Origin of the sequence: Rhodoplanes sp. Z2-YC6860 (assembly GCF_001579845.1) — a bacterium.
GTDB lineage: Bacteria > Pseudomonadota > Alphaproteobacteria > Rhizobiales > Xanthobacteraceae > Z2-YC6860.
The window spans coordinates 2,192,309-2,209,545 of the sequence record NZ_CP007440.1 but is presented as its reverse complement, the minus strand read 5'-3'; the positions used below and the strand labels follow the sequence as shown (position 1 = coordinate 2,209,545).

Annotated in this window: 15 protein-coding genes; 11 read left to right on the top strand and 4 right to left on the bottom strand. The window is 64.0% G+C overall.

The window, feature by feature from the left end; genetic code table 11:
* Positions 1-25: 25 nt before the first annotated feature.
* Together RHPLAN_RS10380 and RHPLAN_RS10375 are read right to left on the bottom strand one after the other, a co-directional pair.
* On the bottom strand, positions 26-337 hold the full coding sequence (locus tag RHPLAN_RS10380) for a hypothetical protein (protein WP_157100186.1): 312 nt from the start codon (positions 335-337) through the stop codon (positions 26-28).
* Positions 338-796 carry a GatB/YqeY domain-containing protein gene (locus tag RHPLAN_RS10375; protein WP_068016924.1) on the bottom strand — a complete coding sequence of 153 codons (459 nt, stop codon included), beginning with the start codon at positions 794-796 and terminating at the stop codon, positions 338-340.
* Between the two features lie 107 nt (positions 797-903).
* Between RHPLAN_RS10375 and carA the strand changes: the two genes are divergently transcribed.
* From carA to RHPLAN_RS10355, 4 genes are all read left to right on the top strand, one after another.
* Entirely contained in the window at positions 904-2,100 is a 1,197-nt protein-coding gene (gene carA, locus RHPLAN_RS10370; protein WP_068016921.1) for a glutamine-hydrolyzing carbamoyl-phosphate synthase small subunit, read from the top strand.
* 99 nt (positions 2,101-2,199) lie between these two features.
* Positions 2,200-2,898 carry a class I SAM-dependent methyltransferase gene (locus RHPLAN_RS10365; RefSeq protein ID WP_068016917.1) on the top strand — a complete coding sequence of 233 codons (699 nt, stop codon included), beginning with the start codon at positions 2,200-2,202 and terminating at the stop codon, positions 2,896-2,898.
* Between the two features lie 108 nt (positions 2,899-3,006).
* Positions 3,007-3,765: a hypothetical protein gene (locus RHPLAN_RS10360; RefSeq protein WP_157100185.1), complete on the top strand. Its 759-nt coding sequence runs from the start codon at positions 3,007-3,009 to the stop codon at positions 3,763-3,765.
* Positions 3,766-3,963: 198 nt separating this feature from the next.
* Complete coding sequence (locus RHPLAN_RS10355; RefSeq protein ID WP_157100184.1) at positions 3,964-4,368, top strand: hypothetical protein; 405 nt, start codon at positions 3,964-3,966, stop codon at positions 4,366-4,368.
* On the opposite strand, the gene RHPLAN_RS10350 is transcribed toward RHPLAN_RS10355, so the two are convergent.
* Positions 4,362-5,363, bottom strand: coding sequence for a YihY/virulence factor BrkB family protein (locus RHPLAN_RS10350; protein ID WP_084244636.1), 1,002 nt, complete (start codon positions 5,361-5,363; stop codon positions 4,362-4,364). The two genes, RHPLAN_RS10355 and RHPLAN_RS10350, sit on opposite strands and share 7 nt — an antisense overlap.
* Positions 5,364-5,473: 110 nt before the next feature.
* Between RHPLAN_RS10350 and RHPLAN_RS10345 the strand changes: the two genes are divergently transcribed.
* Positions 5,474-6,565, top strand: coding sequence for a glycosyltransferase family protein (locus tag RHPLAN_RS10345; protein ID WP_157100183.1), 1,092 nt, complete (start codon positions 5,474-5,476; stop codon positions 6,563-6,565).
* On the opposite strand, the gene RHPLAN_RS10340 is transcribed toward RHPLAN_RS10345, so the two are convergent.
* Complete coding sequence (locus RHPLAN_RS10340; protein WP_198164816.1) at positions 6,552-7,517, bottom strand: Bug family tripartite tricarboxylate transporter substrate binding protein; 966 nt, start codon at positions 7,515-7,517, stop codon at positions 6,552-6,554. The two genes, RHPLAN_RS10345 and RHPLAN_RS10340, sit on opposite strands and share 14 nt — an antisense overlap.
* A 118-nt stretch (positions 7,518-7,635) precedes the next feature.
* Between RHPLAN_RS10340 and RHPLAN_RS10335 the strand changes: the two genes are divergently transcribed.
* The 6 genes from RHPLAN_RS10335 to carB all read left to right on the top strand — a co-directional run bounded on the left by RHPLAN_RS10335 (position 7,636) and on the right by carB (position 17,199).
* Positions 7,636-9,411, top strand: coding sequence for a thiamine pyrophosphate-requiring protein (locus tag RHPLAN_RS10335; RefSeq protein WP_068016895.1), 1,776 nt, complete (start codon positions 7,636-7,638; stop codon positions 9,409-9,411).
* A gap of 32 nt (positions 9,412-9,443) precedes the next feature.
* Positions 9,444-10,442, top strand: coding sequence for an ABC transporter substrate-binding protein (locus tag RHPLAN_RS10330; RefSeq protein ID WP_068016893.1), 999 nt, complete (start codon positions 9,444-9,446; stop codon positions 10,440-10,442).
* A 42-nt stretch (positions 10,443-10,484) separates the two neighbouring features.
* Entirely contained in the window at positions 10,485-11,468 is a 984-nt protein-coding gene (locus RHPLAN_RS10325; protein ID WP_068016890.1) for an ABC transporter substrate-binding protein, read from the top strand.
* Between the two features lie 55 nt (positions 11,469-11,523).
* Complete coding sequence (locus tag RHPLAN_RS10320; RefSeq protein ID WP_237180100.1) at positions 11,524-12,513, top strand: Bug family tripartite tricarboxylate transporter substrate binding protein; 990 nt, start codon at positions 11,524-11,526, stop codon at positions 12,511-12,513.
* Positions 12,514-12,597: 84 nt separating this feature from the next.
* A complete protein-coding gene (locus RHPLAN_RS10315; RefSeq protein WP_068016886.1) occupies positions 12,598-13,575 on the top strand; it encodes a Bug family tripartite tricarboxylate transporter substrate binding protein in 978 nt (325 codons plus the stop codon).
* Positions 13,576-13,878: 303 nt separating this feature from the next.
* Positions 13,879-17,199: a carbamoyl-phosphate synthase large subunit gene (carB, locus tag RHPLAN_RS10310; RefSeq protein ID WP_068016883.1), complete on the top strand. Its 3,321-nt coding sequence runs from the start codon at positions 13,879-13,881 to the stop codon at positions 17,197-17,199.
* Positions 17,200-17,237: the final 38 nt, after the last annotated feature.

The window sequence follows — 17,237 nt, the reverse complement described above, 5'->3', positions numbered from 1 at the left end:
CACCCAACCTACTGTTGGTGCGGTCTTACAGCGTTGCGGCTAAATCGAAGTTAAGCGGACCTTTGTCACAAAATGACAGTTTGATGACAGTCGAATGGAACGATGACAAAAACCGAGCGCTCTGTTCACTTCTGATGTCACTGCGGATCGACGTTCGCTTCTTGACGATCACGCCAGCTTCGACGCGATCTTTTTTATCAAGTTCGCAAAATGCCGGACGTGACATCGCATAGCGGTCGGGCAGGACGTCGATGCAATCGCGCAAAAACAAAGCGCCGCGGCGAAGGCCACGGCGCGGGCACAGACGCGATCGTGATGACCGCGTATGCCCTGTCATCTATTTCTTGCTGAGCAATTCCTTGATCTTGCCGCTGGCCTTGCCGAAATCCATTTTGCCCGCGAAGCGCTCGCGCAACGCCGTCATCGCCCGCCCCATGTCCTTCATGGTCTGGGCATTGATCTCCTGCAGCACCGCCGAGATCGCGGCGCCGGCCTCGATGTCAGACATCTGCTGCGGCAGGTAGGACGAGATGATCTCAATCTCGCCGCTCTCCTGCGCGGCAAGCTCCGGCCGCCCGCCTTTCTCATAGAGCTCGGCGGACTCCTGGCGCTGCTTGATCATCTTCTGGAACAGCGACATCAAGTCGGCTTCGTTGAGCGGCTCCTTGCCCTGCCCGCGCGCCTCGATATCGGCATTCTTGATCGCCGCGTTCATCATCCGGAGCGTGCCGACCCGGCGCTCATCGCGGGCCTTCATCGCATCCTTCATGGCGTTGTTGATGCTTTCGCGCAGCACGGCAGACCCCCAAAAATTTCCAGCGAAACCGGCCATTCCACCGGGGCTGTTCACAGCGGGCCATGAACCTTTGACGGGGACGGCCCGGAGGCCTATCTAGGCCCCATATGAGCCCCAAACAAGACGATTCAGGCTGGATCGAGCGGAAACCCACCGCCCTGCTGGTGCTGGCCGACGGCACCGTGCTGGAGGGTTTTGGCCTCGGCGCGACCGGACACGCGGTCGGCGAGGTCTGCTTCAACACCGCCATGACCGGCTACGAGGAGATCCTGACGGACCCCTCCTACGCCGGACAGATCATCACCTTCACGTTCCCCCACATCGGCAATGTGGGCACGAACGAAGAGGACATCGAAACCGTCAACCTCGCGGCGACGCCGGGCGCCTGCGGCGCCATCCTGCGCACCGATATCACCGAGCCGTCGAACTTCCGCGCCACGCGACATCTGGACCAGTGGCTGAAGGCGCGCGGCGTCATCGCACTCTGCGGCATCGACACCCGCGCGCTCACGGCTCTGATCCGCGAAAAGGGCATGCCCAACGCGGTGATCGCCCACGAGCCGTCCGGCAAGTTCGATCTCGATAAACTCAAGAAGGAAGCCCGCGAGTGGCCAGGCCTCGTCGGCATGGACCTCGTGCCGAAGGTGACCTCCGCCCAGCGCTTCTCCTGGGACGAGACATCCTGGCAATGGGGCAAAGGCTACGGCCGCCAGACCAGCCCGGAATTCCACGTGGTCGCGGTCGACTACGGGGTGAAGCGCAATATCCTCCGCCTCCTCGCCGATGCCGGCTGCAAGGTGACGGTGGTGCCGGCCAAGACCAGTGCCGATGATATTTTCGCGCTGAAGCCCGACGGCGTGTTTCTCTCCAATGGCCCCGGCGATCCGGCGGCAACCGGCGAGTATGCGGTCCCGGTGATCAAGAAGCTGATCGACAGCGGCACGCCGACGTTTGGAATTTGCCTCGGCCATCAGATGCTCGGCATCGCGCTCGGCGGCCGCACCATGAAGATGCATCAGGGCCATCACGGCGCAAACCACCCCGTGAAGGACATGACCACGGGCAAGGTCGAGATCACGTCCATGAACCACGGATTTGCCGTGGACAAAGATAGCCTGCCCAAGAACGTCGAGCAGACACATGTGTCGCTGTTCGACGGCTCGAACTGCGGCATTGCGCTGAAAGACCGGCCGGTGTTCTCGGTGCAATACCATCCGGAGGCCTCGCCTGGCCCTCGCGACAGCCATTATCTCTTCACCCGCTTCGTCGAATTGATGCGGGCGCGCAAGGCGCAGGCGGCCTGACCGGAGAAACCCATTCGGTGCAAAGACGGCCGCTATTGCGGCTGTGGGGTAACTGAGCTAGCCACACCTCTCGGGGAATTAACCGGGCTGGCTTGAGTCATGTCGTCCGACTGGGTCGAATTCTGGGACAGCAAGAATCCGCTGTACGTCGATGAGCGGCACGAGGCTGCGCATTTCCGGCGCATCGCCGAGGACATCCGCAGCTATGCGCCCGAGGGCGGCAACGGCGTGATGCTCGACTACGGCTGCGGCGAGGCGCTGTCGGCATCCCTCGTCGCCGACAAAGTTGGGCGGTTGATCCTGTGCGAGCCGGCGCCGAATGTGCGCGGCATGCTCGCCGGCCGCTATGCCGGCAATCCCAAGATCGTGGTGCGCAAGCCCGATGACATCAAGATCATGGCGGCCGAGTCGGTCGACACCATCGTGATGCACTCGGTCGCGCAATATGTCTCGCCGCAGGAGCTCGACTCGCTGTTCCGGCTGTTTCGGAAGCTGCTCAAGCCCGGCGGGCTGTTCGTCCTGGGCGACGTGATTCCCCGCAAGGTCTCGGCGCTGACCGACGCGATGGCGCTCCTGCGCTTCGGCTCCGAAGAGGGCTTCTACTGGCAAGCCCTGAAGGGCCTCGTCCGGACCCGCTTCTCCAATTATTGGCAGCTCCGCAAATCGCTGGGGCTCGAGCGATACGAAGAAGGCGAAATCACGGCAAAGCTCGAAGCCGCAGGTTTTACGGTCCAGCGGGCTCGCTCAAATATCGGCCACAATGCCAAGCGAATGACGTTCCTGGCACACGCACGTTGACGGGATCGGCGGGGACAGCATTTGCCGCCCGTTAAGGTTAAGCCCCTGTTAAGCGGAGTTTGCGACTAAAGGGGCTCTACCTAGTGCAGTTGTGTGGGGAGTGTTCGCTTGTCCAAACGACCGTTGACTCGTCTCGCCGTTCGCCTGACTGCCGGGATCGCCGTGTTCGGCGCGGCCACCGTTCTCCTGGCCGGCATCACCACGTTTGCCATGCGCTCCAGCAGCGCCCTCCCCGTCGACGATGCGGCGCCACAGATGCCCAACCGGGCCATCAAGGCCAACCGCATGGCAAGCCTCCTGCCGGTGGCACTGACCTCCGGCGATCAGCAGGCGAGCTTCATGCTGGCGTCCGCGCCGCAGAGCTCCGACCTCGAAGGTCTCTACAACACCGTGACCGCGGCGCAGCCGATGGTCGCGATCCCCGAGCCGCAGACCACGGCGTCCGCCCCGGCGACCACCGAGCCCGTCGCGGCCGCGCCTGAGGCCAAGAAACCGCAGGCGGTCGCAGCGCTCCCGGTTCCTCCGGAAAAGCCGAAACGGCAGGCCGCGGCCACACCGCCCGCTCCGAGCACCATGCTCGACGACGGCGCGATCGCCGGCCTCAAGACGCGGCTCCGTCTCACCACCGATCAGATCGAGTACTGGCCCGCGGTAGAGAGTGCACTGCGCGAGGTCGCACGCACGCAGCTTCGTCACACCAAGCAGATGCAAGGCAGCCGCGTGAACATCGACGTCAACAGTGCGGAAGTTCAGCAGCTCATCTGGGCGGCTATGCCGCTGTTGATGAGGCTGCGGGACGATCAGAAGAGCGAGGTGCGCAAGCTTGCGCGCATCATGGGGCTCGAGCAGGTCGCTTCGCAGATCTGACGCTTAACGTCGCCAAACTCTTTCATCCGCCGCCGGGTTTCACGCCCGGCGGCTTTTTTTCGCGGCCCCGCAGCTGTGGAATGGCTGATTTCGCCACGTGTGAGAACGGAACGTCCCAATATCAAACGACGTTGTCGGTTTGGAACCTCACAGAGAGGCCGACAAACGGTGGCAATGACCATGACCGGAGACGCCTGCATGCCCGCTCCAGTCTTTTACAAACGGGAAACGCGACCGAAGCCATATGCCGAGCTCGCGATGCTTGGCCTCGCCTTGGTCGGCATCGGCATTCTGGGGGGAATCTGGATCGGTGGCCCGGCGCTGACCGGCGATGGAACGAAGCTCGCGTCCGACCCGGTCGCGCGATGGGTTCCGATGTCATACAACGAGATGATCTCGCGGCCTGATCCGTCGCCCTACCGCAGCTCGACGCCCGCCATCGACGGTGGTGCACAGATCGACTACGCGGCTTCAGCCAAGGCGCGAGCGCAGGCCGAAACCAATGGACAACGGACTGCCGACGACTGGGATCGCCCGATCTCGGAGCGGCAGAGCGGACGTGCGGCATCACGCAGTTACCTGGACCGGCACGCCGTTCAATGACGCGGCAGCATGAGGCGCCGCTCGATCACGGTGTCGAGTTGCGCGCCGATCAGCACAGAGATGGTCGAGAGCCACATCCACATCATCAGGCCAATGGCGGCGCCCAGTGAGCCATAGGCCGCGTTGTAATCGGCGAAATTCGAAAGATAGAACGACAGCACCGCCGAGCCCGCGAGCCAGGCGAGCGCTGCGACCGTCAGCCAGGCTCGACGTGGCCCGGTGCGGTTCGGGCCGAAGCGATAGAACACCATCAGGATGATGGCCATCGCGACAAACAAGACCGGCCAGCGAATGAGCCATGGCACCACGCCGGTGAGTGGCTTGAGACCGAGCGTCGAGATCACCAGCGGAAATGCCACCACGGCGCCGATCGCAATCAGCAGAAACGCGAGCATGCCCAGCGTCAGCGCCAGCGAGGTGAGATTGAACCGCACGATGCCGCGCTGCTCCTCGCGGCCTTCGATGACGTTGAGCGCATCGATCATCGCTTTGACGCCGGCATTAGCGCTCCACAGCGCGATGAGCGTACCGATGATGAAGCCAACGCTCAGCCCGCTGGGCTCTGCGGACAGCCGGGCGATCTGTCCCTGCAGGAGCTCGATGCTGCCAGCGGGCATCACGTTCGCCAGCAGCGAGAGATGATCCTCCACGGTCCGAGGATGGGCGAACAGGCCGTAGAACGACACAAAAGCCGTGATCGCAGGCACGATGGCCAGCAGCGCGTAAAACACCACGCCGGCCGCGACGGCCAGCAGCCGATCCTTGCTCATGGCCTCGTAGATGTCGACAAGCGTGCCCCACCACCAATGCCACGAAGCCTGCCTCGGCCAGCCACCGGCGCCAAATGTCGGCACCGAAGGACCTGCCGTGCCGGCAGAGGTATAGATTTCAACAGCAGGCTCAGGCTGCTTCTGCAGCTTCCATGCGATCGCCACCGCGGCGACCACGACCGCGCCGTCGAGCACTCGCGCACCAAGCTTTCTGACCAGACTCATGATGCCGATCCACGACCATCACGCATAACGATCGGAACTGGAAATTGGTTCGCGCATACCAGCGCAGTCCGCTCTTGCGCTTGTCTCGACCTTCCAATAACGCACTCGGCATGTCCCGGCGTCCGCGACTGCTGATTGCAACAAACCATTTCCGTGATATCGCGGGATCAGAAGTGGTCGCCTTGGAGTGGGCGACCCACTTCCATGCGCTGGGCTATGAGATTTGCCTTTTTGCAAACTCGGCGGGCCGCACCATGGCTAAGCTTGCAGCCGAGCGTCTGGGCATCACGCCAACGGATGACTCGTCGCAAATTCGACCGTTCACGTACGATTTGGTCTACGCGCAACATCAGGTCCTTCCGCTCTTCGGCTACGACGAGACAGCCGAAGACCTTCAGACCACGCGCATCATCATTGGGCGACTTTCACGACGGTCGTTCATGGAAAGCGGCGGCTGGGCCTACGAAAGAGCACTGGCGGATGCGGTGTTTGCCAACTCGGCGCTGACGGCCGAGCACTTGCTCTCGGTCGGGGTCACGACGCCGATCACGGTGTTTCACAACGCCGCCCCCAACGCGTTCTTCCGCAGCCATTTCGACAAGCCAGCGACGCCGCGGCGCATCACCGTGGTCAGCAACCATCTCGATCCTGATGTTTTGGGTGCGCTGGAGATACTCAAGCGGTCAGCCCAGGTCCAGGTTTTCGGTGGAACAGCAACGACAAGCACCCTGGTGTGCCCTGAAATTATCGCCGCTACCGACCTGGTCATTTCTATCGGCAAAACCGTGCAATACGCGCTGGCGTCGCGGACGCCAGTGTATGTTTACGGCCACTTCGGCGGACCGGGATATCTCGATCCAGAGAATATCGAACGTGCGCATCGCTTCAGTTTCACCGGCCGATGTTGCGAACGCCCCCTGTCGGCCGAACGATTGGCGCAAGAGATTTTGGATCAATATGGTAAGGGCGTTGCGTTCGCCCGCGCGAGCACGGATCGATGGCTGCAAACCTTTCGGCTTGAGCCCTACCTTGAGGCCGCCGCGACTCTTCCTGCAAGATCAAACGACGAGAAGCGGAGCGCGCTAAAGCGCGAGAAGATGATTCCGCAGGAGCGCCTGATGGCAGAGCACGCGCGCGAGAATTATCTCGCTGTCGAGCGATCTGCGAAACTCGTGCATAAGTTTCTCGTCAATTCGGCTTGATGCCGGCCTCGCGGATAATCTTGCCGAAGCGCAGGTGATCGTCGCGCACCTGGGCGCGGAACGCGTCGCTGTCCGCATAGGACGGCGTCAGCCCGAATTTCTGGATGCGCTCTTTCACGTCGGGCTGCGCTGCGATCTCGGCGATTTCCTTGGACAGCCGCGCCACCACATCGGGCGGCGTCTTCGAGGGCACGGCGACGCCGAACCAGATCGTCAGATCGAAGCCCGGCACGCCGTTTTCCGCGACGGTTGGAATATCCGGCAGCGAAGCCTCGCGCTGGCCCGACGCGACACCCAATGCCTTGAGCTTGCCGGCCGCAACATGCGGCATCGCCGCCGTCGGTGCCGCCCAGATCATCGGGATCTGCCCCGCGAGCAGATCGTTGAGCGAGGCGGCGGCCGCGCGATACGGCACGTTGAGAATGTCGATCTTGGCCATCGCGTTCAGCATCATCAGCGCGAGATGATGCGGCGTGCCGACGCCGGGCGTCCCGGTGGACAGCTTCCCCGGCTCGGACTTCGCCAGCGCAATCAATTCACGCACGTTGCTCGGGCCGAACGAAGGCTGCGCGAATAGCACCAACGGCGAGACCGCGACGCGGGCGATCGGCGTGAAATCCGAGACCACGTCGAACGGCACGTCCTTGTGCAGCCACTTGTGCAGCACCGACGAAGTCTCCATCAGCAGGATGGTGTGACCGTCGGGCGCGGCCTTGGCGACAGTATCGGTGCCAGTAAGACCGCCCGCGCCGGTGCGGTTCTCGACCACAACCGGCTGCTTGAGCCGTTCGGTGAGTTTTTCGGCGAGCAGCCGTCCCGTGGCGTCGACGCCGCCGCCCGCGCCGATCGGCACCACGATGGTGATCTGGCGCTGCGGACTCCATTGCGCTTGCGCCGGCTGTGCCAGCACCCCGATGAGACCCGCGACGCAGAGTCCGAGCGTGAAGCGCATCATTCCCTCCCAGATTTATTTTGATGCGATGGTAGCGGCCTGCCCGGTCCGGGGCAAACATGCCGCTTGTCCGCCCCGGCACCAAAGCTGCACACTCCGGTTCTGGGAGTGAAATGACATGAACAAGCACGCGGGAAATCTGCGCAACGACAGCCGCGCCTGGATCGAAGTGCCGGCCGACGACAACGGCGACGCCATGATCGCCGCGATGGCCGAGGCCGGCGTCGACTACATCTTCTTTACGTCGGGATCGGAGATCGGTTTCTACCAGGAGGCCGTCGCCAAGGCCCATGCGCAGGGCCGCAAGGCGCCGAAGCTCATCACCGTCACCCATGAGCACGCCAGCCTGAACGCGGCGCTCGGCTATGCGGCCGTGAGCGGCAAGCCCGCGGTGACCGCCGCGCATGTCGATTGCGGCACGCAGCATTACGGCGGCGCGGTGCACACCGCGTTTCACTCGGGCCTTCCCGTGGTCATCACCGGCGGCGGCTCGCCGACCAGCTATCCCGGCAGCATCCTCGGTGCGCGCGATGGCGGCGGGCACATCTGGCTGCAGCAGAGTTTCGATCAGAACTCGATCGTGCGGCAGTACACCAAGTGGGACCACCGCATGCAGATGCAGGACAATGCGGGGCTGATGATCTCGCGCGCCCTGCAGGTGGCGCGCACCGAGCCCTGCGGTCCGGTCTATCTCACGCTTCCGAGGGAAGTCTCGCTGCACAAGATCAACGGCGCGAAGTTTCCCACCATGGACCAGCTCGGTGTGGCGCGGCCCGCCGCGCCCGACGCGGGCGGCATCCGCGAGATCGCGCAGCGGCTGGTGAAAGCCGATAATCCCTTCGTGTTGGTGGCGAAGTCGGGACGAAATCCCGCGACCGTCCCTGCCCTCGTGCGGCTCTGCGAATTGCTGGCGCTGCCGGTCGCGCAATCCGGCTTGCGCGCCTATCAGTGCTTCCCGCTCAACCATCCGCTTTATCTGAGCGGCGCGAGCCTGAAAGATGCCGACGTGATCCTCGCGCTCGACGTGGACATTCCCTGGCTCGCCGACAGCAATCCGCCGCCGGACAATGCCTGGGTCGCGATCACCGACGTCGAGCCGTCGAAGCGACGCATTCCGACCATGGAGTTCACCGCGGACCTGCGGCTCACTGCCGACGCCATGTCGGTGATCGAGGCGCTTGAGGCCGAGGTCATCAAGCTCATCACGCCATCGGATCGCGAGCGCTTCGCCGCGCGCGCGGCGCGTTCCGCGGAGGTTTCGGCGAAGCGCCGCACCGATATCGCCGAGGAGGCCAAGTCCCGCGCCAACAAATTGCCGATCGATCCGAAATGGCTCGCCTACCGCATCGCAAAGGTGCTCGACGACAACTGCATCGTGTTCGACGAGACCATCGCACAGAACCAACTGCACGATTACCTCAACATCTCGAAGCCCGGCGCCTACTTTCACAATCCAGCCTCGAGCGGCGGCTGGTCGCCGGGCGCGGCTCTCGGCGCGAAGCTTGCTGCGCCCGACAAGGACGTGATCGCGGTCACCGGCGATGGCTTCTACATGTTCGGCACGCCGGTGCATGCGCTCTGGGCGGCGCGGCACTACAAGGCACCGTTCATGGTCGTGGTCTACCAGAACCGCAGCTACTCGACCGGGACGCTCCGCATCAACAGCGTCTACGGCAAGGACAGCTACACATCGAAGGCGGATTACGACGGCGGCTATTTCGATCCGCCGATCGATTTCGCCAAGGAAGCCGAGGCCGCCGGCGCCTATGGCGAGAATGTCACCGATCCCGCTTATGTGGAGTCGGCGCTGCGGCGCGGGCTGAAGGCGATCCGCGAGGAAGGTCGGCCCGCCGTGATCTCGGTATGGCTCGCGCGGCTGCTGCAGAAAGACTGAAGCATGAAGATCGCGGTCCAGGTCGAATGACAATGAGACGACGCGACATCCTTTCCCTCGGACTTGGCGCGTCGGCGACGCTCCTGACGCGCCGCGTGGCCGCTCAGTCATCCGGCATGCCCCGTGTCGGTGTTCTCGATGCCAGCGCGCCCGGCACCTACAGCGACACCGTCTACTGGAGCGCCTTCCAGGCGCAGATGACTGCGCTCGGCTATGTGTCCGAAAAGACCGTACGCTATGATTTCCGCTGGGCCGCCGGCGATCTCTCGCGTCTGCCTGAGCTGGCGAGCCAACTGGTCCGTGAGCGTGTGCGGCTCATCATGGCGCGAAGCACGCCGGTGGCGCTGGCCGCGCGATCCGTCACGAAAGAAGTCCCGATCATCGTCCCGCTGATGGCCGACCCGGTCGGCATCGGCCTTGTCGACAGCCTGGCGCGACCGGGCGGCAACATCACCGGCCTGTCGACCATCTCGGCCGATCTGAGCTCCAAGCGGCTCGAACTGCTCCGCGAGATCGTGCCCGGCCTGTCGCGCGCCGCGATCCTGTGGGACGCCACCAACCCCGCCTTCGCACTCTCCGCGCGTCACACCGAGGATGCTGCTCGCACCCTGGGCATCGCCCTGCAGGTGTTCGGGGTGCAATCCGGCGGCGGCATCGGCGATCTGCTCGACGCCGTGAGAAAAAGCCAGCCGCAAGGGCTGATCGTTGCGATCCCCGCCGGAGCAGCGCAGTTCGGCGGCGATTTCACGAGCGTCACCGCCAGCATCGCCCAGCAGGGCATCCCAGCCGTCTACGCCGAAAAGGAATACATCAAGGCTGGCGGCCTCTTGTCCTATGGGCCGAACTATATCGACCTGTTCCGGCGCGCGGCCATCTACGCGGACAAGGTGCTCAAGGGCGCCCGCCCTGCCGACATTCCAGTGGAAGAGCCCACCAAGTTCGAAATGGTCGTCAATCTCAAGACCGCCAAGGCGCTGGGTGTGACAATATCTCCGATGATGCTGACGCGCGCCGACGAGGTGATAGAGTAACGGCATCACGCGCACAATCCTGTCCTCGACGGGGGCGAAGCGATGAGACGACGCGATGTTGTGGTCGGCTTGGGCGGCGTCATCGCGGCGTGGCCGCGCATGGCGTTGGCCCAGCAACAGACCAAGCCTATCGTCGGATTTCTCAGCGGCCGATCACCTGACGAGTCCGCCGAACTTGTCAAAGCGTTTCGCCGCGGATTGGCCGAGACCGGCTTCACCGAAGGCAGCAACGTCACGATCGAATTTCGCTGGGCCGATGGACATTACGACAGGCTTGCGGCGCTCGCCGCCGAACTGGTGAAAAACCGGGTTGCGGCAATTGCCGCGGTGGGCGGCGGCGTTTCCGGTCTTGCCGCAAAAACTGTCACCTCGACGATCCCGATCGTGTTTTCCAGCGGTGGCGACGCCGTGAAGATCGGCTTGGTGCAGAGCCTCAACAAGCCCGGCGGGAACGTGACCGGCATCAACCTGATCTTCGGCGCACTGGGCGCCAAGCGGCTTGAATATCTGCGGAGCCTGGTGCCGACCGCGACAACGCTCGGCATCCTGAGCAACCCGGACTATCCGAGTGCCGCGACGGAGGTCCGCGACGTCGTCGCCGGCGCCCGAGATCTCGGCCTGACGATCGCAACCGCCGATGCCACTGCCGAGCGCGATTTCGAACCGGCCTTTGCCGGACTCGCTGGCCAAAAGGTCGCAGGACTGATCGTCGCCGACGATCCGTTCCTGCAAAGCCGGCGCGACCAGATCGTCGGCCTCGCCGCGCGGCATCGCATGCCCGCGGTGTATTTTTCGCGCGATTTCGCCGATGCGGGCGGTCTGATGAGCTACGGCCCCAACATCGTCGACGCCTATCGTCTTGTCGGCGTCTACACCGCACGCGTGCTCAAGGGCGAGAGACCGGCCGACCTGCCGGTGCTGCAGCCCGCCAAATTCGAGCTTGTCATCAACCTCAAGACCGCGAAAACTCTTGGCGTCACCATCCCGACGTCGCTGCTCGCGACCGCCGACGATGTGATCGAATAAGGCAACGCCACGCGGGTCTACCGCGGGCGCACGCGTTTCACTGGGAGGAAACGCCATGAAGCTTCCGCGCCGCGGATTTCTGCGGCTCGCCGCAGGCATTGTCGCCATGCCTGCGGTGTCGCGCGTTGCATCGGCGCAAACCTATCCCGCCAAACCCATCACCATGAACGTGCCGTTCGCGCCTGGCGGCTCGACCGATGTGATCGGCCGCATCCTGGCCGAGCGGATGAAGGTCACGCTTGGCCAGCCGGTGATCGTGGAGAACGTCACCGGAGCGGGGGGCACGATCGGCGTCACCCGTGCGGTGCGCGCGGCGCCCGACGGCTACACCATCAGCCTCGGCCAGAACGGCTCGCACGTCATCACGGGGGCGACCTACGGCAATCTGTCCTACGACCTGCTGAACGATTTCGAGCCGGTGTCGCTGCTGGTCATCTCGCCGTTCGTCATCACGTCGAAGAAGGACGTGCCGGCTACCGATCTCAAAGGACTGATCGCGTATCTGAAGGCCAATCCGGGCCGCACCGTCGGCAATGCCGGCATGGGCAGCATCACCCATGTGGCCGGCCTGGTGTTCCAGAGCGTCACCCAGACCAAGCTTCAGTTCGTGCCTTATCGCGGCACCGGACCCGCGATGCAGGATCTCGTCGCCGGGCAGATCGACATGATGATCGGCGATCCCATCACCGGCATGCCGCAGGTGCGCGCGGGCATGCTCAAGATTTACGGCGTCGCCTCCGACACCCGGCTTCCCTCCGCGCCTGAAGTCCCGACCGTCGACGAAGGCGGCCTGCCCAACTATCACATCTCGCTGTGGCACGGCCTCTGGGTGCCGAAAGGCACGCCGCAACCGATCATCGCAAAGCTCCATGAGGCGGTGCTCGACGCGCTCGCCGATCCCGCGACGCGCGCCAAGCTCGCCCAGGCCGGCCAGGAGGTCTTCCCGCGCGAACGGCAGAATCCCGATGCGCTGCGGAGCCTGCAAAAAGCCGAGATCGAAAAATGGTGGCCGCTCATCAAGGCCAGCGGATTCAAGGTCGAATAGAGCCGCTCGCTTCGCGTGAAGCAGGCCTGCAACGTCGCATTGGAATGGGGAGTTTCGATACCGATCGCAGAGTGGGAGGTCGCAATGAAATGCCTGTGCCGAAGCCTGCTGCAGATCGCAGCCGTTGCCTTGCTCGCCATGATGCCGCTGGTCGCGCAAGCGGAGACTTATCCGTCGCATCCGGCGCGGATTATCGTGGGGTTCCCGCCCGGCGGTCCGCAGGACATCACCGCACGGATCATCGCGCAGTGGCTCTCCGAACGGCTCGGTCAGCAGTTCCTGGTCGAGAGCAAGGCGGGCGCCGGCGGCACGCTCGGCGCCGACTACGTCGTCAACTCGCCGCCGGATGGCTACACGCTGCTGCTCTGCGGTCCGCCAAACACCATCGCGGTCTCGCTCTACCGCGACAAGCTCAAATGGAATTTCGCACACGACATGGAGCCGGTTGCGGCCATCAGCATGGTGCCGCTGGTGGTCGAGATCTATCCGGGGGTGCCTGCGAAAACGCTGCCGGAGCTGATCGCCTACATCAAAGCCAATCCCGGCAAGGTCAACTACGCGTCGGCCGGCGTCGGCACGCCGCAGCATGTCGCGGGCGAACTGTTCAAGATGATGACCGGCCTCTCCATCGAGCACGTTCCGTATCGCGGCTCGGCCCCGGCGCTGAACGATCTGCTGGGCGGGCAGGTGCAGATGATGATCGAGACCACACCGGCTTCGCTCGGGCACATCCGGGAGGGCCGGTTCCGCGCTCTCGCGGTGACCACGAAGACCCGCGCCGAGGCGCTGCCGGACGTGCCGACCGTCAACGATTTCGTGCCGGGCTACGAGGCGATTTCCTGGTACGGCATCGCCGCGCCCAAGAACACGCCCCCGGAGGTGGTCAACAGGCTCAATCGGGAGATCAACGGGGCGCTGGCCGACCCCAAGATCAAGGCCAGGCTTGCCGACCTCGGCGGCACCGTGATGCCGGGCACGCCGGCGGACTTCGGCAAATTCATCGCCGAGGAGGCCGACAAATGGGCCAAAGTGGTACAGGCCACCCATATGAAGGTCGAGTGAGCCCGGCCGGAGCCATGCGAGGGCCAAAACCTTGCAAAACGCCCGGTGACAACTAGGTTTTAGGGGCTTTCCGGGGTTGGCGGAGGCCTGATTCTGGTCTAAGCACCATCCCGCGCGGGGCCGCTCCCCGTCGCGGGGGCGAAGGTCGCGCAAAAGCGCGCCTTTTTTTTGTGCCCGGCTGTCATTCCGGGACGGCTGCAGGCCGGACCCGGAATCCAGACCCGGGTTCGGTGACTGCCTCTGGATTCCGCGTTCGCTGCCTCGCAGCGCCCCGGAATGACGATGGAGAGAGTTCGAAGCGAGATGCCGAAACGCACCGACATCAAATCGATCCTGATCATCGGCGCGGGACCCATCGTCATCGGCCAGGCTTGCGAATTCGACTACTCGGGCACCCAGGCCTGCAAGGCGCTGCGGGCCGAGGGCTACCGGATCGTGCTGGTGAACTCCAATCCGGCGACGATCATGACCGATCCCGATCTCGCCGACGCCACCTATATTGAGCCGATCACGCCCGAGATCGTCGCCAAGATCATCGAGAAGGAGCGCCCCGACGCGGTGCTGCCGACCATGGGCGGCCAGACCGCGCTCAACACCGCGCTGTCGCTCAAGAAGATGGGCGTGCTCGACAAGTTCAACGTCAAGATGATCGGCGCCACCGCGGAGGCCATCGACAAGGCCGAAGACCGCGAGCTGTTCCGCAACGCCATGACCAAGATCGGGCTCGCGACGCCGCGCTCGCATCAGATCAAGTCGCTGGCCCAGGCGCTGGAAGCGCTCGACGACATCGGCCTGCCCGCGATCATCCGGCCGTCGTTCACCTTGGGCGGCACCGGCGGCGGCATCGCCTACAACAAGGACGAGTTCATCACCATCGTCGAGCGCGGAATCGATGCCTCGCCGACCAACGAGGTGCTGATCGAAGAGAGCGTGCTCGGCTGGAAAGAGTATGAGATGGAGGTTGTCCGCGACAAGAAGGACAACTGCATCATCATCTGCTCGATCGAAAACCTCGATCCGATGGGCATCCACACCGGCGACTCGATCACCATCGCGCCGGCGCTGACGCTGACCGACAAAGAATACCAGATGATGCGCGACGCCTCGATCGCGGTGCTGCGCGAGATCGGCGTCGAGACCGGCGGCTCCAACGTGCAGTTTGCCGTGAACCCGGCCGACGGTCGGCTGATCGTGATCGAGATGAACCCGCGCGTGTCGCGCTCCTCGGCGCTGGCGTCGAAGGCCACCGGTTTCCCGATCGCAAAGGTCGCGGCCAAGCTTGCGGTGGGCTACACGCTCGATGAGATCGCCAACGACATCACCGGTGGCGCGACGCCGGCCTCGTTCGAGCCCACGATCGATTACGTCGTCACCAAGATTCCCCGGTTTGCCTTCGAGAAATTCCCCGGCGCCGACACCGTGCTGACCACCGCGATGAAATCGGTCGGCGAGGCCATGGCGATCGGCCGCACCTTCCAGGAAAGCCTGCAGAAGGCACTGCGCTCGCTTGAGACCGGGCTGACCGGCCTCGACGAGATCGTGATCGAAGGGCTTGGCCAGGGCGACGACAAGAACGCGATCCGCGCCGCGCTCGGCCAGCCGTCGCAGGACGGCTTGCTCAAGATCGCGCAGGCCATGCGGCTCGGTTTCACCGACGCCGAGATTCACGCGGCCTGCAAGGTCGATCCATGGTTCATCGCGCAGATCCGCGGCATCATCGACATCGAAGCGGCGGTCCGCGAAAAGGGCCTGCCCAAGACCACGGGCGCGTTCCGCCGGCTGAAGGCCATGGGTTTCTCGGACGCGCGGCTTGGCAAGCTCGCCGGTCATTCGGCCGACGAGGTGACCAAACGGCGCCGCGCGCTCGATGTGCGGCCCCTGTTCAAGCGCATCGACACCTGCGCGGCCGAGTTCGCCTCGCCCACCGCGTACATGTATTCGACCTACGAGACGCCGTTCGCTGGCGCGCCCGCCAACGAAGCGGCGCCGTCGGACAGGAAGAAGGTCGTGATCCTTGGCGGCGGGCCGAACCGGATCGGCCAGGGCATCGAGTTCGACTACTGCTGCTGCCACGCCTGCTTCGCGCTGGACGAGGTCGGCTACGAGACCATCATGGTCAACTGCAATCCCGAGACGGTGTCGACCGATTACGACACCTCGGATCGCCTGTACTTCGAGCCGCTGACCGCCGAAGACGTCATTGAGATCATCGACACCGAGCGCTCCAATGGCACGCTGCACGGTGTGATCGTGCAGTTCGGCGGCCAGACTCCGCTGAAGCTCGCGGAGTCTCTGGAAAAGGCCAAGGTGCCGATCCTGGGCACTTCGCCCGACGCGATCGACCTCGCCGAGGATCGCGATCGCTTCAAGCAGCTTCTGGAAAAGCTCAAGCTGCGTCAGCCCCAGAGCGGCATCGCGACGAGTCTCAAGGCCGCGCGGGCATCGGTCGAGTCGATCGGCTATCCGGTGGTGATCCGGCCGTCCTATGTGCTGGGCGGCCGCGCCATGGAGATCGTTCACGACTCTGCCCAGCTGGATCGTTATCTCGCCCGCCTCACCGGCGATCTCGACCGGCCGTCGGAGCTCGTGGTCTCGGCCAAGCGGCCGCTCCTGATCGACCGCTATCTTACCGACGCGATCGAAGTGGACGTCGACTGCCTGTGCGACGGCAAGGACACCTACATCGCCGGCATCATGGAGCACATCGAGGAGGCCGGCATTCATTCCGGCGACTCGGCCTGCTCTCTGCCCCCCTACTCGCTCGACGCCAAGACCATCGCCGAACTCGAACGCCACACCCGCGCGCTGGCGCTTGCGCTGAATGTCGGCGGCCTGATGAACGTGCAATACGCCATCAAGGATGGCGACATTTACATCCTCGAGGTCAATCCGCGCGCCTCGCGCACCGTGCCGTTCGTCGCCAAGGTGATCGGCATGCCCGTCGCCAAGATCGCGGCACGAATCATGGCCGGCGAGAAGCTTGCGTCGTTCAAGCTGCCGCAACTCTCTTTCGAATTGAAGAAATTCAAGCATGTCGGCGTGAAGGAAGCCGTGTTTCCGTTCGGCCGGTTCGGAGACAAGGTCGACACGCTGCTCGGCCCCGAGATGAAATCGACCGGCGAGGTCATGGGCCTCGATCGCGATTACAGCGTGGCCTTCGCCAAGAGCCAGCTTGGCGGCGGCGCGAGGCTGCCCAAGAGCGGCACGGTGTTCGTATCGGTCCGCGACGGCGACAAGCCGAAAGTGCTGGAGCCGCTCAAGACCTTGCGCAAGCTCGGCTTCGAGGTGATCGCAACGTCGGGCACCCAGCGCTACCTCAACGCGCACGGCGTCGAATCCACAAAGGTTAACAAGGTGGCGGAGGGCCGGCCGCACGTTGTGGACGCCATCAAGAATGGCCGGGTCCAGCTCGTGTTCAACACCGTCGAGGGAGCCACCGCTCTTGCGGATAGTCGTCCACTGCGCCGGGCGGCCCTCTTGCATAAAGTGCCGTACTACACCACTCTTTCCGGAGCCGTGGCTGCGGCACAAGGCATAAAAGCCTATCTCGGGGACGACCTCGAGGTACGCGCGCTGCAAAGCTACTTTGGCGGGTCGGCCCCACAGGCCGGCGGAGAAAGTTAAAGGCGCGTTGGGTTTACGTTCAAACATGCGGGCAGAAG